At 40.0% G+C, this 19,051-nt stretch carries 21 protein-coding genes; 3 read left to right on the top strand and 18 right to left on the bottom strand.

What is annotated here, in order from left to right:
• Position 1 precedes the first annotated feature (1 nt).
• The 3 genes from comGC to comGA are packed head-to-tail and all read right to left on the bottom strand — an operon-like array spanning position 2 to position 2,443.
• Positions 2–352: a competence type IV pilus major pilin ComGC gene (gene comGC, locus AC1Q59_RS10870; RefSeq protein WP_492365849.1), complete on the bottom strand. Its 351-nt coding sequence runs from the start codon at positions 350–352 to the stop codon at positions 2–4.
• A gap of 2 nt (positions 353–354) precedes the next feature.
• Positions 355–1,389 (bottom strand): competence type IV pilus assembly protein ComGB, encoded by a 1,035-nt coding sequence (gene comGB / locus AC1Q59_RS10865; RefSeq protein WP_492365848.1) that lies wholly within the window; start codon positions 1,387–1,389, stop codon positions 355–357.
• Positions 1,373–2,443: a competence type IV pilus ATPase ComGA gene (comGA, locus tag AC1Q59_RS10860; RefSeq protein ID WP_492365847.1), complete on the bottom strand. Its 1,071-nt coding sequence runs from the start codon at positions 2,441–2,443 to the stop codon at positions 1,373–1,375. Before comGA ends, comGB begins: the two co-directional genes overlap by 17 nt.
• Positions 2,444–2,740: 297 nt before the next feature.
• Between comGA and AC1Q59_RS10855 the strand changes: the two genes are divergently transcribed.
• The gene (locus AC1Q59_RS10855; RefSeq protein WP_492365846.1) at positions 2,741–3,442 is read left to right on the top strand and encodes a helix-turn-helix transcriptional regulator; all 702 of its coding nucleotides are present in this window, start codon (positions 2,741–2,743) and stop codon (positions 3,440–3,442) included.
• A gap of 121 nt (positions 3,443–3,563) precedes the next feature.
• A complete protein-coding gene (locus AC1Q59_RS10850) occupies positions 3,564–3,806 on the top strand; it encodes a DUF2626 domain-containing protein (protein ID WP_492365845.1) in 243 nt (80 codons plus the stop codon).
• 60 nt (positions 3,807–3,866) lie between these two features.
• On the opposite strand, the gene AC1Q59_RS10845 is transcribed toward AC1Q59_RS10850, so the two are convergent.
• Positions 3,867–4,919 (bottom strand): class I SAM-dependent methyltransferase, encoded by a 1,053-nt coding sequence (locus AC1Q59_RS10845; RefSeq protein ID WP_492365844.1) that lies wholly within the window; start codon positions 4,917–4,919, stop codon positions 3,867–3,869.
• Between the two features lie 290 nt (positions 4,920–5,209).
• Entirely contained in the window at positions 5,210–5,845 is a 636-nt protein-coding gene (locus tag AC1Q59_RS10840) for an MBL fold metallo-hydrolase (protein ID WP_492365843.1), read from the bottom strand.
• 454 nt (positions 5,846–6,299) lie between these two features.
• On the opposite strand from AC1Q59_RS10840, the gene AC1Q59_RS10835 reads away from it, so the two are divergent.
• Positions 6,300–6,473, top strand: coding sequence for a DUF2759 domain-containing protein (locus tag AC1Q59_RS10835; RefSeq protein ID WP_492365842.1), 174 nt, complete (start codon positions 6,300–6,302; stop codon positions 6,471–6,473).
• A gap of 30 nt (positions 6,474–6,503) precedes the next feature.
• On the opposite strand, the gene AC1Q59_RS10830 is transcribed toward AC1Q59_RS10835, so the two are convergent.
• The 13 genes from AC1Q59_RS10830 to AC1Q59_RS10770 form a co-directional block, all read right to left on the bottom strand.
• A complete protein-coding gene (locus AC1Q59_RS10830; RefSeq protein ID WP_492365841.1) occupies positions 6,504–6,821 on the bottom strand; it encodes an MTH1187 family thiamine-binding protein in 318 nt (105 codons plus the stop codon).
• 5 nt (positions 6,822–6,826) lie between these two features.
• Complete coding sequence (locus AC1Q59_RS10825) at positions 6,827–7,987, bottom strand: YqgU-like beta propeller domain-containing protein (protein WP_492365840.1); 1,161 nt, start codon at positions 7,985–7,987, stop codon at positions 6,827–6,829.
• Between the two features lie 208 nt (positions 7,988–8,195).
• On the bottom strand, positions 8,196–9,392 hold the full coding sequence (locus tag AC1Q59_RS10820; protein ID WP_492365839.1) for a M14 family metallopeptidase: 1,197 nt from the start codon (positions 9,390–9,392) through the stop codon (positions 8,196–8,198).
• A gap of 97 nt (positions 9,393–9,489) precedes the next feature.
• The gene (locus AC1Q59_RS10815) at positions 9,490–11,391 is read right to left on the bottom strand and encodes an LTA synthase family protein (RefSeq protein ID WP_492365838.1); all 1,902 of its coding nucleotides are present in this window, start codon (positions 11,389–11,391) and stop codon (positions 9,490–9,492) included.
• Between the two features lie 367 nt (positions 11,392–11,758).
• Positions 11,759–12,727 carry an ROK family glucokinase gene (locus tag AC1Q59_RS10810; RefSeq protein WP_492365837.1) on the bottom strand — a complete coding sequence of 323 codons (969 nt, stop codon included), beginning with the start codon at positions 12,725–12,727 and terminating at the stop codon, positions 11,759–11,761.
• Between the two features lie 3 nt (positions 12,728–12,730).
• Complete coding sequence (locus AC1Q59_RS10805; RefSeq protein WP_492365836.1) at positions 12,731–12,937, bottom strand: YqgQ family protein; 207 nt, start codon at positions 12,935–12,937, stop codon at positions 12,731–12,733.
• A 3-nt stretch (positions 12,938–12,940) separates the two neighbouring features.
• The gene (locus AC1Q59_RS10800; RefSeq protein WP_492365835.1) at positions 12,941–14,485 is read right to left on the bottom strand and encodes a rhomboid family intramembrane serine protease; all 1,545 of its coding nucleotides are present in this window, start codon (positions 14,483–14,485) and stop codon (positions 12,941–12,943) included.
• Positions 14,486–14,645: 160 nt separating this feature from the next.
• Positions 14,646–14,843: a protein YqgO gene (gene yqgO / locus AC1Q59_RS10795; RefSeq protein ID WP_492365834.1), complete on the bottom strand. Its 198-nt coding sequence runs from the start codon at positions 14,841–14,843 to the stop codon at positions 14,646–14,648.
• A 164-nt stretch (positions 14,844–15,007) separates the two neighbouring features.
• A complete protein-coding gene (locus AC1Q59_RS10790; RefSeq protein WP_492365833.1) occupies positions 15,008–15,793 on the bottom strand; it encodes a DUF92 domain-containing protein in 786 nt (261 codons plus the stop codon).
• Between the two features lie 7 nt (positions 15,794–15,800).
• Positions 15,801–16,358 (bottom strand): 5-formyltetrahydrofolate cyclo-ligase, encoded by a 558-nt coding sequence (locus AC1Q59_RS10785; protein WP_492365832.1) that lies wholly within the window; start codon positions 16,356–16,358, stop codon positions 15,801–15,803.
• Positions 16,359–16,418: 60 nt separating this feature from the next.
• Complete coding sequence (gene rpmG / locus AC1Q59_RS10780; RefSeq protein ID WP_492365831.1) at positions 16,419–16,568, bottom strand: 50S ribosomal protein L33; 150 nt, start codon at positions 16,566–16,568, stop codon at positions 16,419–16,421.
• 77 nt (positions 16,569–16,645) lie between these two features.
• The gene (locus tag AC1Q59_RS10775; protein ID WP_492365830.1) at positions 16,646–17,254 is read right to left on the bottom strand and encodes a hypothetical protein; all 609 of its coding nucleotides are present in this window, start codon (positions 17,252–17,254) and stop codon (positions 16,646–16,648) included.
• A gap of 29 nt (positions 17,255–17,283) precedes the next feature.
• Entirely contained in the window at positions 17,284–18,996 is a 1,713-nt protein-coding gene (locus AC1Q59_RS10770; RefSeq protein ID WP_492365829.1) for a glycosyltransferase, read from the bottom strand.
• Positions 18,997–19,051: the final 55 nt, after the last annotated feature.

The following is a 19,051-nucleotide window of genomic DNA, read 5'->3' as shown; positions in this document are numbered from 1 at the left end:
ACTAGGATGCCGCTCCATCTGCAGGCACTTCTGGTTCAGCAGCAGCTGAAGAAACAACTCCTTCTGCGGAGATTTGTACAGCATCTCCGTTTGGACAGGAATTTTCACCATCATTCAGGTAACCTTCAGCAACTAATGCCTGTATATCCGCTGGAAGACTATGCTTATCCATCTCATATGCCTGGACCTGAGCTTGGACCATTTTCACAAAAGCTTGGCAGCCCTTATCGTTTATTTTCGAATTATGCTTAGTTACATTCGGAATGGTAATGATTAGCAAAACTGAAATGACGAGCAGGACAATCATCATTTCAATCAGTGTGAATCCCTTTTCACTTTTTAAGTATTTCATGATCAAATCCCCTCCAATAAATGAAACATCGGCAATAATACAGCTAAATACATGGAAACAATTAAAAATCCAATGACGAGATATAAACCAGGCTGCACAGTCTTCAGCATTTTTTCTGTCTTTTCTTCGAACAGCTGCAGACAATGTCTTCCAAAAAAATACAGCTCTTGGTCCAGCTTGCCGTTTTTCTGTCCATGGCTAATAATCCGCGCCAGTTCACGCTCCAAGAACGAAAAATTTAATAAAATATCCTCCAGCTTCTCTCCTTTGCGCAAGCCGTTTTTCGTTTCTGTTCCAAGCTCTTTATACAGCGCCTGTTTATTGTTTTTTTCAAATAAGCTGAGGGCTTCGTGGATAGACAGTCCCCCAGCCAATAAATAACTCATCTGTACGGAAAAATAGTGGGTGTAAAACAATCTTAAAAAGGAGCCAATCAGCGGAATTGAAACAAGAATGGCTTTTTGCCTGAACTGCGGCATGCGCCGGAAAAGGAAGAAATAGAAGATAAAAATCAGCAAGCAAACCAGACCTGCTGCAGCTAAAAGAAATGGCATCACCTCCCCAAAAAAGTAGACTACCTCGGTAAAAAAATTAGCCTTTAGCTTCATGGATAAAAATAGTGTGGAAAACCTCGGCAGGATGATATTTTCGACAAATAAAAATAGTATGGCCGTTATTAAAATGAGAAACAAGGGATAAACAAGAGCTTTTTGCAGCCTTTCAAGGTCCTTTCCCCTTTTTTGCATCATCTCGCTTCCCTCCCGAAAGGCTTCGGCAAGCCCGCCATGCTGCTCAGCAAAATAAACATAGCCAATCAGGTGCTCATGAAAATGTAATTTCGTTAATATTTGATAAAAGGGATACCCCTCTTTTAAATCAGCCAGACATTGGCTCACCTTCTTTCGCTTTTTAGCCGGAAGCTGAAAAACAAGCGACTCAATCGCTTCAGATAAAGGATATCCTCTTGCAAGCAGCTCCCCTGTTCTTTTTAAAAATTGGCTTTGCTCCTGAATGCTCCATTTATTCTTTTGCATCATCAAGCACCCACCGGTCATATTCTGTTTCTTTTATATAGCCTAGTGCTATCCCTTTTCTTATGACCTCCTTTAACGTCCGGTATTTTGAGTATGCTTGGACTCCCCTGGCCTCTTTCATGGCGGCAATCAGTGCCCTTCCAGAAAGAAGCTCAAACACACTGGCTCTCTTCCATCTGCCGTAGCTTCCGCAATAGGGGGAACATTCCCCTTTACAGAAAGGACACTCTAATTCCACGAGTCTTTGCGCAGAGACTGCCACTAGTGTTTGTTCAATTTCCTGCCAATTAACACCAAATTCAGTTAAGCGATAAATCGCGCCCTTTGCATCCCTCGTATGCATTGTGCTTAATACTAAGTGTCCAGTCAGAGCAGCCCTAACAGCAATTTTCGCCGTTTCCGCATCTCTGATTTCCCCGACCATAATAATATCTGGATCATGCCGCAAAATAGCCTTAAGACCTGCTGCATATGAAACACCGGCTTTTTCATTAACCTGAACTTGTAAAACCATATCATTCACTTTTTCAATGGGATCTTCAAGAGTAATAACGTTGCGGTTAAACATATGGGAGGTTTCATTTAAAAGAGAATAGAGGGTCGTAGTTTTTCCTGAGCCAGTCGGTCCAGTAAATATGGCCAATCCGTGGGCATGCTTTAATAATGCAAGTAATTTTCGGGTCATATCGGGAAAAAGAGAGATTTGGAAGAATGGGATTTGTTCCTGCTGCGGGAGAATTCTGATAACAAGGCTTTCATTGTAACTGGAGGGAAGAGTTGAAAATCGAAGTCCTATCATTTGGCCATCGACTAAACAGGAGTATGCACCGCTTTGCGGACGCCGCTTTTCGCCAATATCCATAGAGGCTGTGAATTTAAAATGGGAGATTAATCTGCCGCATTCTTCTTTAGGCAGGTAAAGCCTTGGAACAAGCTTGTTGGAGAGGCGAAGCTGTATAAGTGTGTCGCTTCTGCGGGGAACAATGTGGATATCTGAGGCGTGATTTCTTACAGCATCTTTAATGATTCGTTCAGCTAGATTTTCAATTGAGTTCAACTGAACATAGCACCACCTTTTTTTGGAATAAAGAATATTTCGACAAGATTAGATAAACTCCTTCTTTTTTCGGCAATTTTTTTAAAATTTTTACAAGCGGAGCATACTTTTGATTTCCGATCCGGGAGCTTTACTCCAATCAACAAAAAATTTACCAAAATATAACCGTTGAACACTGTTTTTGACTTTTATATAGTAATAAAGATGTGAACATTTTATTAACAATCTATGAATGCGATGTTAACGTCTTACTTTTATATATTATAATGGTACTAATATGAGTCCGAGGTGAATTTAATGGAACAAACATTAAAAATTACAAGTGTTTTGTCCGATCCAACCCGTTATTATATTTATCAATATATTACAAATAAACATAAAGAAGTAACCGTGCAGGAAATTGCTGACCAGTTTGAAATCCATCCAAACGTTGCAAGACTGCATCTCACTAAGCTTGAAGATGTTCACATGCTGGTTTCTGAAACACAGAAGACAGGAAAGGGCGGCAGACCAAGCAGGCTGTATCGTTTATCAGATGATGTCATTCAGCTTCACTTTCCTTTCAGGGATTATCAGCTATTAGCGAAAATTACGATGCAGACCCTTCTTTCCTTAGGCGAACCGGCGAAGCAGGCCTTGTATGAAACAGGAAAAAGATTTGGCCGGGAATTAATTGACCAGGAAGTAAAGAGAACTTCTCATTTTGGCGAAGAAATGACTTTCGAGCAAAAGCTGAATATTATTCGCCAGGCATCAGTTATGTCAGGTTTTCAGCCTGAATTTGAAGTGAACGAGGACAAGTCAAAGGTTTATTTTCAAATATATAACTGTCCTTTTAAGGAAATCGCTAATGAACATTCTGAATCTGTCTGCAATATGCATTTTGAATATTTAAAAGGAATGTTTGAAGCTCTATATGGTACCGTTGAATTAGTTGAAAGAGAAAATATGATGCAGGGCTGTGAATCCTGTATGTATAAAGCCGTCTTCACAAATTAGACAAAATTGGGCATGCTAAATTAAGAAGCTGAAGGGTTCTTTTAAAGAGTTATTTACTTTTCAGCTTCAATTCACTTATAATATGAAATGATGTACTGTCATCGCAAAAGGAGGGATACATATGGACCGTATGTTTAGAGTTTGCGGATTCTGGACAGGTATATTTGCCGTCATGTTTTATGTTGGTGACATGTATACAACGTCTTTAATCTTCTTCGGTCAAACAGGATTTTTCCTGCTTTTAAGCTACTTAAAGCTTTCTGAACGCATGTATCTGCATGTTTTTGCAGCATATTTGACCGTTTTCTTCGTTGGTTTTACCTACTGGACCACATTTATGATGGTTCCAGGAGCAGGCCATTAACACTAAAGGCTACATAATAAAAAAGCGCTGCGGCTTTTCTGCCCCATGCGCTTTTTTATTTTACAGCCCTTTCCCCTGCAAAATGACATGAAAGAAAGCGCTTATTCCTGATGGGATGACTAAGCTGCGGATAGCCCGGTTTCTTTTACTAACCTCTGAAAACGGATTTGGATCATAGTGATCCTGCAGTTCCTCGAGAATTCCCGCTGACAGGAAAAATTCATCCTGTCTCCACTTGTTCAAGAAATCTAAACCATTTTTTTGCCCTATTTTTATGAGTGAATCAAAATGGACATGACTGGTGATGTCCATCTCACCAGGATGTTGAAGAACATTATTGATCTGCTGATGCTTGTAATACCCGCGCAGGCTGCCCTCTCTCCTGCTAGAATGCATCCATTCATCGTTTGTATAGCCGTAATCGACTGTAAGTACCATTCCCCTGATAAGGACATCAGAGATTTTCATAAGCATATTCTCCATTTGCAGAGGAATCTCTATCCGCTGGCCGTTTCGTATCTGGAGTCCGCTTTCACTTAAAAAAGTAAGAATTTCGTTATTTTTTAAAGGTACAAGCTTTTCTTTCAGCTGATTACTTTCAACTGTAATCATTGCCTCCATCCACTGCTGGTTCTGCTTTTCAATGACATGAACTGGGAAGGCATCAAATAATTCATTGGAAAAAATCAAGCCTTGAAAATTTTTTAATTCATCTAGGCTGTTAATCTGGCGGACATTCATTTGCGCCTGTTTTTGCAATTCTCGGTGATAGGGGCTTCGTTCTGCAATATAGTAATGAACTGGTTGGGATGTAAGCTTATTCCATTGATCTAAAAATGCTTTTGAAAAACGGCCGCTTCCTGCGCCAATTTCGCACACAGCATAGGGGAGCTCATATTTTTCTGCCATTTTTATATACCATTTGGCTATGAGTCTTCCGTAGATGTCAGAGATATTGCTTGTGGTGATAAAATCACCTTCCCGGCCGATTTTCATCTTGTCGTTCATGTAGTAGCCATATTCAGGATGGTAGAGGGCCAATTCGATATATTCGGCATAGCTGATCATGTTTGATGGAGTTTGAGAAATGTATTCTTTTAAAAAATGTATCATATGAAACTCCTTTTTTTATTTGCACTATTGACATAGTGTAAACTTTTTTATACTATAATGATAGTAGCTTAACTATATCCCCTCCCATTATATGAATAGAACATCCCCCAGAAAAGCCCTTCTCTTTTTGAGAAGGGCTTTTCTATTTTCTGCATGCAACCCGTTGGTCTCCGCTTCAGGGGCTTCGTTCCTGCGGGGTCTCCCACTGGACACCTTCTCCCGCAGGAGTCTTCGCCCCTTCCGCTCCAACCAACTAAGTTGTCAAAACAGAAAAGTTCAAATCCGACATTTTAAAACCCATTTAAAAACGGATTACTATCCATTTCTTGTCCGATGGTTGTTGCTGGGCCATGTCCTGGGAGGACGATGGTGTCTTCTGGTAGAGTTAATAGCTTGTCGTGAATGCTTTTGAAAAGCTGTTCGTGATTTCCTCCAGGAAGATCTGTGCGGCCAATGCTGCCGCTAAATAAGGCATCGCCTGCAATGACAAGCCCTGCCTCTTTAAAGTAAAAGGACAGACTCCCAGGTGAATGGCCAGGTGTTTCAAAGATTTGAAAAGAGAAATCACCAATGATCATTTCCTGTTCTCCCATGATTAAATGATCTGCCGGTTCACAGCTGATATTTGGAATCATCTCATATTTTGCCGACCCGTTTAAGGCTGGATCCAGCAGCCATTTCTTTTCGTTTTTATGTATATAGACTGGAATAGAAAAGGCCTTGCGTATATCATCAACAGCGCCAATATGGTCGAAATGGGCATGTGTCAGGACGATAGCCAAAGGCTTATATGATTTCTTTTTGATATACTGTGTAAGCTTATCGCTTTCTTCACCGGGATCGAAAATTAAACAATGATTATTTTCCCCCGATAATATATAACAGTTTGTTTGTATAGGTCCTAATGGAATTGGAATCCATTTCAAATCGAACACCTCCAGATGTTGGATAGATTAGGTATATTTTACACTACTTGTTTACATCTTTAAAAGAAAATGTCCCTTTCGCAAACAAGTAAAATAATTTTTCGGCAAAAGGCAAATCCTATTGAAGAAAAGATCTGATAAAATGTCCGTTGATTTCCGCTCCAGGCGCTTCGCTTTCCGGGGGGCGTTTTGCGAGCCTCCTCGGAGCCACGCTCCTGCGGGGTCTCGCTTCAACGCTGATCCCCCAGGAGTCTACGTGCCTGCAGCGAAGATCAACTGATTAAATCAATACTGTACTCAAACACAGCCATATGAAAAAATTTATTCTATATCGCTAATGACAAAGAAGTGTCATTTTTAGACCTCGACAAACACGGTAAAAAAATATAGAATAGATACGAATGTACAATAGGGTGATACATATAGTTAACCTGATAAAAAGGGGGCTTAATAAATGGGTCTTGTTATTATTTTTGCTCTAGTTGCACTTTTAGCATTATTTGGTCTAATCAGTGCACTTAAAAACAAAAATATTCTTGGGATTGTATTTGGCCTAGGATCTGTTGTTATTTTCGGCGGATTTGCATTATTAACGCTTATCAACAGCGGATACCCAGCAGTACACTAAGAGAAAAACCGGCAGATGATGCCGGTTTTTTTATTCCTCGTTTAATTGGCTCAGTACGGTTTCAACTTTTTCTTCCATCTTCCTTTTGATATCGCGTCTGTCATCAATCCGTATATTTGTTGCAACTCGCGCCAGACCCTTTTCAAACGGGACCTCATGCATGGCCTGAATGACCTCAAATAAGACAGGAAGTTCCCCTTCAATGATTGTATTCATTGGTGTAAGCTGAAAGCGAATTTGTCCCTTTTTCTCATATTCCCTTAATACTCTTTGAATATCTGCTACATATGTGCTGACACTTGGAGTCTGTGTCCCAATTGGAATAACCGTTACATCAACGATTGCCATTTTATTCACCCTTTTTCTGTAATTTCCTCTGTAAGCGGGAGGATTTGATTCGTTTCCATATTAATGATTTTCTCAAAATAAAAACCGTACAAGCATAGTTTACCATTTGGCGAACAGCTTATGGGCTCATTTTCTAATTGATCATTAATGATTTTCCTTTCACCATTTGCCGGTTCGAATGAAATCAGCTGAAAGCGATCCATATATGTATCTGCTTCTCCACTGTAAAGCGGCTGAAAGGAATAAAATCTGCCATGGTCATCAAAATCAAAATAAGGAACAAGCCATCCGGAAAACTCTGTTAAAACAGGAACAGACCACTCGCTTATTTTCCCCAAACTGTTTGCAAAAAAAGAATAAAGCGCTGTATCCCCAGGCTCCTCTGGAATGCTGATAGCCATCACTACATCCTTTACTGCTTTAAAATAAAAGATATCATCCATGACCTTTTCTTCCCTTTGGGTCGAAACTTCAAATTTCATTAGCGGTGCAAACAGTGCCAAATCCCGGTTTTCCCATGATAAGTACACCATCTCATTTTCACCTGTCCAATAAGCAAACGGCTCTTTTATTGGCAATTGTGCAAGGATCTTCTTCCCTATATTCATTTCATAGGAAGTAAATTCCCAGTCCTCTGAAAAAGCAGAGATAAATAGCCTGGTTTCATCATATGGATTCCACACGATATTAAATTCAACAGCGGGAATTCTTTCTGTCATGACTTCTTTTCCATCCGTATTAAGGATGGTCAGTATTCCTTCATACGTTGACGGAGCGGATTGGACCAGAATATATTTACCCGATGGACTTACAATAACCGCAGCAGCTGGTGCTTTGCTTGCAAAGAATAAGCTGCTTTCTCCCTTGTAAATATCATAGGTATAAATGTTTGATCCAAGTCCTGTACTGGTCATGTAAAGAATGGTTTCATTATCCAGCCACCCGCACACTTCTTGAATTTCTCCATTATCGATGGAAATCGGGGTCTTTAGTTCCTTTTCAGCGGCAGGAGAAGGCTCATTGTTCTTATTAATCGTTTCGTGGTGTCCTGCTTCAGACTGATTACGAGAATGATTTTCATTAGAACATGAGGCTAATACAAAAATAAGGAGAAAAAGACATAAAAAAAGATGCCTTTTCTTTTCATTTTGATTGATACTCGTCAAAACGTTCCCCCCTTTGCTTCAATTAACATACGTTTGTCCGCGAGAAATGATTCATATTTTTTAAGTAAAACTGTGTTAATGAGTGTTAATGAATGTTAATGTTAATTTATGATGCGCGCAAAACGCCTCTCGTTACAAATCAACGGTTTTACACAGCCTATAGAAAAAAGAAAAAGCCGGCAACGGCTTTTTCTGCTCACTTACTCCATTATGAAGCTTGAACATACATGGCTGCAAGAAAGATGCCAAGCACTTTCTGAAATATTTCATCAAACTGTGATAAGGGCAGCGGATTAATCCCCTTGCCAAGCTCGATTGTAAAGCCAGGGCGGCGGAATTCCTTAATAAACCAATCCTTATATCCTGCATAGCTGTCAATATATTGAACAGACTGATATCCGCTGACTCTGGAAAATTCTGCGGCCAGCACCCTTGATTCAGGCGGCTCCATGCCTTCATAGCCCCAGTAAAATTCTTCTCCTTGTGTGTGAAAAGCAAGCAAACGATCAAATTGTCTTTCCCTTGCAAGGTTAGCCATGGCAATTGACTCAGGCTCTGTCAGTGGTGCAGTACCAGGGAAATCCCTTGGAGCCGGCTCCTTCTCTTCTTTCCGTTCCTTTTCAACCTCCCATTTGGCAGGAAATTGATTATTGAGATCTACTCCTCTAATATTTGCTTTCCATCCGGTAAAATCCGTGCTGCCTTTGTTTATTCTAATGACCTCTTCCCTGACCTCTGCTGGCGGGCCATCTATAACAAGATCTACTCCGTCAGGATTGACCATAGGCACAATGGAGAGATCTACTGCCTGGTAAAGGGGCATGGTCTGAAGACCCCTGATAGGCATCGAATTGGTAAGTGAGAGGAGGAATTGATTGACTAACATCATAAGGACCCCGGAGGTAATCCATTCATTGGCGTGAAAGGAGGCATCAAAGTGAACTTTTTTAGTTCCTTTGCCAAATCTAATTTCTTGTATAGGCTTTCCGAGTACGCTTTTTCCAATGGTCTCCACTTTTATAAATGGATAAACCTCTTGAAGCTGGCTGATGTCGGCGGACAATGCTTCAAAATTATATCTTCTTTTGCCATTTACAACTGAAGAAAATACTCGTACGGGAATCTGAATCTTTGTTCCTGCCTGCAATTGGTTAGGATTTACTTGCTGATTTAAAAGAAGCAAGGCATCAACAGACAAATGTCTTGCCTCACTGAGCTTCCAAAATGTATCTCCTTTTTTAATGGTATAGGTCTGTACTTTAAAGCCAGGGATGTTAACCTCCCGGCCAATATTTAGGTTATTTGGATTCAAACCAGGGTTTGAATCAATGATAAGATTTAAAGGGATCATAAAAAGTCTGCTGTAATACCATAAGGAGTCCCCTGATCGCACATGAACTTTCATTTCTATCCCACCTTTCATCCATTCATTAATATGAAATTACCGGCGGAAAAATGCATAAAAGGAGCAGACCTAAATATGGCCTGCTCTATTAATAACATTAGTGTTTGTCAATATTTAAGCCAGTTCCGATAGCGTTTGTTCTAACGAAGCCAGAACCTTCGTAAAACCTCAATAAATCACCATAGATAATTTTGTCTGAGTAATCCAGTTCCGTTTTTGCTTTTTCGACATATGGTTCACAGGAACTGGCATCTGCTGGTTCTCCCGTTTTCTTATCATAGCAAGTGCCGCGTGTGTACAAATAGTTTTTGGTAATGAAGCTTCCATCCCGTAAAACAGTAAATTCCATTTTATTATTGGAAAATAGGTCTGTTCCAAATTCGATATTATTTTTTGTATTGATTCCTAGAAGGTGCAGGATGGTTGGCTTCAGATCAATTTGTCCGGAAACCGTTGATATGGTTTCCCCTTTCATTCCAGGAATATGAATAATCAGCGGGACCCTTTGCAATTGCGTGCTGACAAATGGTGTAACCTCTTTGCCTAAGAATTCACCCATCGCCTTGTTATGGTTTTCGGAGATGCCATAATGATCGCCATATAAAATAATAATTGAATTCTCATATAGCCCTTCTTCCTTTAGCCGCTGGATAAAGTTTTTCAGCGCTTCATCCGTATAACGGACCGTAGGAAAATAATTATTAACCGTTTTATCGTTTGAAGTATAAGGGTCAATTAGCTGGTCCTCTTCGTTTAATTCAAAAGGAAAATGGTTTGTAAGCGTAATAAATTTTGCGTAAAACGGTTTTGGCATTTCCTTTAGATGACCAACGGACTGCTCAAAGAAATCCATATCCTTCATACCCCAGCCAACGGAATTATCTTCTTCCACCTCATAATCAGGCAATGAATAGAATCGCTGATACCCCAAAGATTCATACATCATATCACGATTCCAAAAACTTTTATTATTGGCATGAAGCGAGGCAGTAAAATAGCCATATTTATTTAAAATTTCTGGTGTAGCCATATATTTATTTCCTGAGTGGGTAAAAAATACAGCCCCGCGGCTTAATGGATATAGGGAATTTTCCACAATAAACTCTGAATCCGATGTTTTCCCCTGTGCCGTCTGATGATAAAAGTTCTCAAAATAGAAGCTTTCCTTTATAAAATCATTTAAAAATGGTGTAATTTCCTGACCATTTACTTTTTCATTGATGACAAAGTTCTGCATGGACTCCATAGAGACCAATATGACATTTTTCCCTTGTGCAATACCGAACATTTTATCTTCTGGCTTTTTATAATTTGCACTAATATAGTTGTCAATATCCGCCAGCTCGCTTCCATCAGCCATCGCTCTTTGCGCGGATGATTTGGACTGAAGAAATACGTCATAGATATGGTAATTATACGTTCCGATATTCTTCACAAGCATTTCGCGGTCAAATGTCCGTGTCAAAAGCTGCGGCCGTTCAATTTCGGCTAATCCCAGATTTAGAAAGGAAATAGCTATTGCCGTTAGAAAATACGCTCTTCTATTTACTTTAGAATGATTTGCCATGGATACGAACCCTGGCTTTAGAACAACCAAAGCCGCTAAAATAAAGAAATCCGCAAAATAAAGGATATCCGTGAAATTTAAAAGCTCATTCACACTGCTGCCAAGATCGCTCATATTACTCGTCTGGAAAAGTACCGGAATCGTTAAAAAGTCATTAAAAAACCGATAAAATGCTACATTGGCAAATAACACAGCTGAGATAAGAAAGCTTGCGGATAACAAATATCGATTTTGATTCTTTTCCTTTAAAAATAAACTGATTCCAAAAATAAACAGTAAAAAGCTTAACGGGTTAATGAACAAAATAAATTCCTGTCTCCAATTTTCAATCGTTATATCGAAGCCCGTTTTGTAAGCTATATAAGTTTTTAGCCAAAGCATTACAATAGCCAGACCCATAAGCGGTATCTTTGGCCACTTGAATTTCTCCATTTTAGGTATTTACCCTCCCTGTTTTAAGAACAGATTCGGACAATTTAGTTTCTTGTTATTTCCATTATTAGGTTAAGTAATATAAAATCATGCTTTATCTTAATACTTTTTGTCTGAAAAATCAATTGCGAAAATTCCTAACTTTATATAATTATAGAGTCCTTCATATTTTCTTTACCCTAAAATTCATACGTTTAAAACTCCGCAATGTTCCCAATTTGTCCCGTTTTTTCCGAAAAGGAGACATTTCTCATAGGCAACGACAGAAGCATTTATGATAATATGCCTATTTGCAAATGAAAATATTTAGCTGCAGAAAAAAAGAGCATTGCCCTGACAATACTCAGAAATTTATTAAAAATACATCTTAAGGATGCTTTAATAACCCTGCTGCTCCGATGACTCCGGCATTATTCCCTAATGATGCAAGTTCAATTGCGGTCGTTTGAAAAACTCTTGGAAAGGCAAATTGACGAAAGCTTTTTATAACAAGCTTCATGAAAAATTCTCCTGCGTTAGAAACGCCGCCGCCTAGTACGACCTTTTCCGGATTAAGGATATTGGAAGCATTGGCTAAAGCTAATCCGAGGTAAAATGCTGCGTTTTCAACAATTGAAAGAGCAGACGGGTCTCCTGAAATGGCTGCATCAAATACGTCCTTGGCTGCTATTGCTCCGGATGCACGGTAGATCTCTTCAAGCTTCGTTGCAGGAGGATTCGGCTGGTTAAGTACCTCCTTGGCCTGTCTGATGATTCCTGTAGCTGAGGCGATTGTTTCCAAGCAGCCATTTTTCCCGCAATTACAGCGAGCACCACCAGCGATGATTGCAGAAAAATGGCCGATTTCTCCTGCTGCACCGCCAGAACCATGAACAATTCTGCCATTGGCAATGACTCCGCCCCCAATACCAGTACCAATTGTTACACATATAAGATTGTCTGCTCCAATCCCTGCACCTCTCCACATTTCGCCTAAAGCTGCGCAATTGGCATCATTATCTGCTCTAACAGGAAGTCCCATTTCTTTCTCAAGCATTTCCTTCAATGGATAATCGTCTTTCCAGGGTAGATTAGGGACGTTATGAAGTATCCCAGTATTTACATCTACTGGCCCAGGCGCACCGATTCCGATTCCCTCGATATGCCGGATTGGCTGACCAAGCAATGAGAGCTTCTCTTTAACAGATTGGGAAATATTTTTTAAAATATTCTTTCCGCCGCTGCTGTGGTCTGTCCGAATTTCCCATTTATGCAATAGCTCGCCATCTTCGCGGACGAACGCTAATTTTGTTGTGGTTCCTCCTAAATCAGCACCAATCAGCCATTTTTCCTCCATACTTTATTTTCCGCGCCCTTCCCTTAAAAATTGTGCTTCATGCCTTAATAAAAGGATGGCAGTCTGATATTCTTTTGTATCTATGAACTGTGCTTTATATAGTTCCTTTACTTCCTCTTCCATTAACTCCAGATCAGCTACTCTGTCACCAACATAAATAAACGTTCCAAACCTTTTTAAAAGCTGCTGGACATCATAGATTGTCTTCATTTTCTAAAACCCCGCATTATTAATTTTGTCAATTAGCTGCTGATATTCCTTTTGCTTAGGCATAATTTCAGCTGCTTTTTCAGCGTTTTCAAGGGCATCCTTTGAATTACCCTCATCGATGTAGATCAGTGCCAGATTATAGTAAGCTTCATGAAAATCATTGCGCATTTGAATGGCTGTGTGAAGATGTTCTTTTGCCTTCGTTAGATCGCCAGTCTTAATTTCCGCATAGGAAAGCAAAAAATAAACCTCAGCTGTTGGTTCCTTCTCTTTCATGAAATCTTTCAGCAGAATTTCAACTTTTTCATATTCCTCTTGATTGATATAATCCTGTGCCATCACTATAGCTGATTCTGTATTCAAAAGCTTGCCAGGCTGGCTATATCCATACTTTAGCATCCCGAAAATAGCCGCCGCAGTTATTACCAAGAATATCATCTGAAGCATTGGCTTCTTTTTCTTTGGAAAATGAACAATACCTGTAGCCAAAAAACCGCCGACAAGGCCGCCAATATGTCCAGCATTATCAATCCCCGGCATGGAAAAGCCAAAAACAAGGTTAATGCCTAAAACAATCAGAATATTAACGCCCATTGTTCTGAAAAATAAATTAGGGTAAATCACCCCAAAATAAAGGAGAGCTCCAAAACAGCCGAATATCGCCCCGCTTGCTCCTGCTGAAAGATTTGGGCTAAAAATAAAGCTCGCTAATGATCCGCCAAAACCCGCAAGAAGGTAGATAAAGAGAAAACGGACATTCCCAAATATCTTTTCGACAGCTATGCCCAAATAATATAAAGCAAGAGTATTCATTAATAGATGGAGAAACCCAATATGAAGGATAATTGGTGTAAAGAACCTCCACCATTCGCCTTCAAGGATAAGCGGATTAAACTTCGCCCCATATTTGATTAAATTGGAGGTGTTCGTACTTCCGCCTTTCCATTCCAAAAATAAAAAGGCCAGCACCTGAACTGCAATAAAAATATAAGTAAAAAAAGGCTTGCCAAAGTCAAAAAGCTTTTTTTCCTCTCGAGACTTTTGACTTGCATGAGAAAGGGCCAGCAGCTTTAATTCCTGGACCTCTCTCTCCTCATACTCTTCTTGTTCTGGAACGGAGACTCTGTCGTCAACAATGGTGCTCAGCTTTTCAAAAGCCTCCTGTTTGCTGTCCCTGCTAAAAACAATGGATGTGACCTTTGTTTTATCATTACTCCCAAGATATACAAAAGGCTGCTCAATTCTAAATTCATAGTCATCCACCGGTGGATAATCAGTGATATAGATATTGATGACATTCATTTCCCCGCGTACCAAAGATTTTCTGATATTTTCTCCATTGGCCGCTACATATTCTATATCATTTTGCATCCAGTTGCTCCAGCTCAGGCTGGTCTTGAGCAATCGAATGACCTGCGCCTCTTTGTTTTCTACTTTTTCCAGCCATAGTTCATTTTGCTGTTCTGAAAGCTTAACAATTCGATAATCCTTTTTTGAGATAAAGTAATTCGCCAGCCACCAAAATATATACTCCTCCAGAAAACTCAAACATACCCCTACTCTCTTCTGATAGCTTCTATATTATGTATTAAGTCAGCAGAATAATTATGTAAATACTTCTTTAGTTTACTATAGGCAAAATACAATTAGTTTGTAAAGGAATTCATAAGCAAGGGGTAAAAAGAAAAAGACCTTTTTGTAAGGTCTTTTAAGTGGTCTCTGCCGGCCCTGATGGGAAGACAAGATTCATCAGCCGGTTTCTGATTCCAGGGATCCCCATGAATGATCCCACAAGGATTTTGCGAATCATCGCATTTTTAAAGATGATGTTTAATGCACGATAGCGGTTTTGGTAGACAAAGTATCCGCTAATGCCAATTAAAATGATGGATAACAGACGTCCCATAACACATCCCTCCTAGGTGTAGTTTTAGAAGGATTCCGGGATTTTATCCATCAGGAGTATTTGATTATAGAAAAATCCGTGTTAACTTTGCCGTTGATTGCAGTGAGAGGCGCTACGCTTTCCACTCCAATCAACTAAGCAGATAAACCATCAATTAACTCCTGTCAAAGCTTATAGAAAAATAAAACTCCAGCCAATGCTGCAATTAATCCGGAGGAAAAGTTCACAAAGTCATTGTTGATTTTTGCATTTCCTCTGATTAATTCTGTTTTCTTGCCGCAGTGTTTTAAGGCTTCTACTTCCGAGTTGCATACAGAGCATCGGTATACAGCCTGCAGGCAGGCACCAAAGATCGTATCGACAGCATTCCCGAGAAAACCGAAAAGAGCAATCATCAGCGTGGCATAAATGGAAATATTAAATAAGAAGCTGCCTAAGAAGGCAAGTGTCAGCGAACCGCAAAGCGCAGCGAACGTTCCAAGCAAGCTGATCGCCCCTGAAGTTCCTGATTCTATTCGTTTGAATGTTCGAACAAATATAGGCGGCCGCTTGCTTAAGGATCCGATTTCTGAAGCCCACGTATCCGAGTTGGCTGCTGCCAGCGAGATCGAAAAGCCAATAAGCCAAATAGGGTCTGGGAAGGCAGCATACAGCAGACTGAAAAAAGCAGCTGTCCCTCCATTTGCTGCGACCTGCTGCCAGTCCCTCTGTGAACCTTTCTCATGGCGCTGTTCAATTTCAGCTTTATTCTTCTGCTTAAACTTTGACCAAAAGCTTGAACTGGCAAAAAAGAAACCAAGTATCAGCAAGCCTTTGAAGCCAAAACCGGCCCCAACTGCCAGGCCTGTTAAAAGCGCGGCAAAGCTTCCTGACTTTGTCAGCAGCTTTGAATGGTATCCGCCAATACAAGAAACAGCAATGATTAAAAAAATAAACAGGAAATTTGTCATTCTTATTTCAGGCCTTTTTTACAGAAATGATTTTCCCTACAGGAATATCATGGTCTTCGACAGGCAATTCCGACACTAATTGGGCAGGGAAGGCAAGTGAAAGTGTGGCCCCATTAAATTTCTGTAAATACCGGTCATAGTAGCCTCCCCCAAAGCCTAGCCGGTAGCCGTCCGGAGTAAAAGCAAGGCCAGGGACAATAATCAGATCTATATCCTCTGGAGCCTTTTCGGCTGTTGCTGCTTCAACGGGCTCTAGCAGACCATAATAGACTGTTTCAAGCTGGTCAAAGGCGGTTAATGTGCGGAAAACCATTTCTTTCGTTTTAGGCAGGCACTTAGGGATCACAACGGTTTTTCCTTGTTCCCAGGCCTTTCTGATGATTTGATATGTATCTGCTTCTGGGAACCTAGAAACCGTTACCCCAATAGTGTTCGCCGTTTTCCAATGCTCGTCCAGGAACAGCTGATTGGCAAGCATATAAGATAAATGTTCGTACTGCGGTTTTGGCATTTTCTCAAGTTCAGTCATGACCCGCTTACGCAGTAGCTTCTTTTCTTGTTTCATATGCACCTCTCCCTTTTCAAATACAAAAAAAGCAGTAAGGACCTTATGGTCCCTTACTGCTTATTTTGTCTCACGATGTACAGTAGAACGCTTCTCTCTTTTGCAATATTTCTTAAGCTCAAGGCGATCTGGGTTATTTCGTTTATTTTTTTTAGAAATATAGTTACGATCTCCGCATTCTGTGCAAGCTAACGTAATATTCACACGCATGTAATATCCCTCCAAACTATGTCAAAACTAGTTCGTTCATACGACTTTTCTATAATAGCATCTTTTATCATTAAATGCTAGTCTGTTTTTAAGAGTGCTTTATTCATTTTTATCAGTTCTTCATCATTTTTTCCGCGAATGATCCAAGATTTACCTAAAGTAGTACCTTTTCCTGGAAAATAGAAATCAAAAGAACAGAAACTAACAGCATTTCCATTGACCATTGGACTGTATTTAAGCTTTCCTGTCCGATGGCAAGCCCATATATCACCTGTGAATAAATTTTGAAAAGGCTGCACGGTATACGCTTTTTTCGCATATCCCCGGCTTTCGCCGTCAATTAAAAATAGGTGGTCATCGTCCAGATGAAAAATAACATCCTTTGCCGGCGAGATAAAAGAAAGGCAATCATTGGCATCATCTGTTTCACTTTCCATTAAGAGGTGCTTAAACATTAGCTTTATATGGCAAGGACGCTCAAGATGATTGGTAATCATTACCTCCTGCATTTGTATATAATCACCCGTCACCTTTTTCCAATTAACTGATACGCCTTCCTCATGGATATGTTCTTCCCCATCGTGCATCCAATAGGTTTTCCCGTTCATCCATACCCCAGGGACAACCTTTAATTTACTATGATTCCCGCATCCATCCGTACCCTCAAAGAATTTTTCCGCTTTCATATCCTTTCACCTCCATAAGTTTCGGCATCCTATACCTTGTAAAGATTCTTATCCCTATTTGCAATAGCCTTTGCATAAACTTCCTCTGTTTGATGTGCAACCCGTTCCCAGCTAAATATGCTTTCAACGAGTTTTTTTCCATTTTGGCCAATTTCGTTTGCTTGTTCTTCATGCTCGAGAATAAAAATCATCTGGTCAGTTAAACTTCCACAATCATTTGGCGCTGCCAAAAATCCAGTTTCCTTATGAAGGACAATTTCTTTCAAGCCTCCTGTATCCGAAACAATTGTTGGCTTCGCAAAAGCTAGTGATTCTATAGCAACTATTCCAAATGGTTCATAATGGCTCGGAAAGACGGTCATGAAACATTCTTGATAAAAAGCATTTTTTAGATCTTCCGAAATAAATCCGGGGAAATACACTGTCCCGCACAAATTCAAATCAGAAACTTTTCTTCGGAAATGGTCAAGCATAGGCCCTTTTCCTGCAATAATAAAATAAATATCCGGATATCTGTCCTTTAAAGCCGCCGCTGTGTCAATGAGCGTGTCAAATCCTTTTTCCCTCACCATTCTTCCAATAGAGAAAATTAATTTTTTATTTTTTTGAACCGCGGCAGGAGCTTTATTTTCTATATTTCCTGCTTTAGTGTTCATGGGTTCAACTGCATTTGGAATAATAGAGCACTTTTGCCTGCTGAACATAAAGACTTTTTTAAGGTCATTTTCCATAAATTTGCTGCAAACAATCATCTGGTCCGCAGCGTGAATAAGATCTGTTTCCTTTTCATGGATAAATTTTTGCAGTTCTGTATAGATTCCCTGATTTCTGCCATGTTCTGTGGCATGAATGGTAGCGATAAGCGGACAGTTAAAAAGAGTACGCAAAGTGATGGCAGAGGCGCCTACTAGCCAATCATGAGCGTGTATCACTGCAAATGGGTGTGCAGCAAAAAGCTGAACTGCCTTTCTCACCATTGCTATATTGAGCCCGCCTATCCAGCTTAGAAAGTCGCTGTCATTATCGTTTAAAGGGCTTACTCGATGAATATGCACTCCTTCGATAATTTCATCGGGTATTTCATTTTTGGGATTCGCTGTTAATACATGTACTTCATGTCCCATTTTTTTCAGACCCTGCGATAGACCGTACACATGTCTGGCTAAGCCCCCGATAATATGCGGAGGATACTCCCATGTAAGCATGAGAATTTTTTTATTCGGGCATTCATTTATATATGGACTACATTGAAAATTATCAATCATGCAAGAAGAATCATTGCTAGCAGCGGTTACGTCTATCATTCTTTGACGTTTCGCATATAGCCAGTTCCAATTATTTCTGTGGACATTTTCATAACTGGTATACGTACTGACATGTTTTGCCCAGCTGCGGCTATTTGTCTTATTTTCTGCAGAGTTTTCCTCTGACAGCAGGATGGGGAAAAAGCCTTGATCTGAAAGCTTTATTCCAAGTTCAAACCTATAGCTTCGTTTTTCTTGCAATCCTTTCATTACCCATTCAGAGCAATCATCTTTAAGGATGACTTCCTGATGGGTTTGTGAATTGCTTTCATCAGAATAGGAGTCTGTTTCATCCACTATCTTTATGTTGAGCTCCCATTGTGACATCGGCCGGCCAAAATAGCATTCAAAGGTTTGCCGGATATATATTGGCACGTTCCAGGATACATGCATTTCGTTTTGATTTATCAGCGCTGAATAGATGAAATCCCCAGACATGGCTGCACTCCAAATTTCTTAATTAAACTTGTTGAAAGTCGTTGCGGAAATAGTC

Source organism: Cytobacillus sp. MT66, from assembly GCF_058792595.1.
Note: the sequence above shows the minus strand (reverse complement) of the source record. Positions and strands in the feature narration are given on the sequence as shown.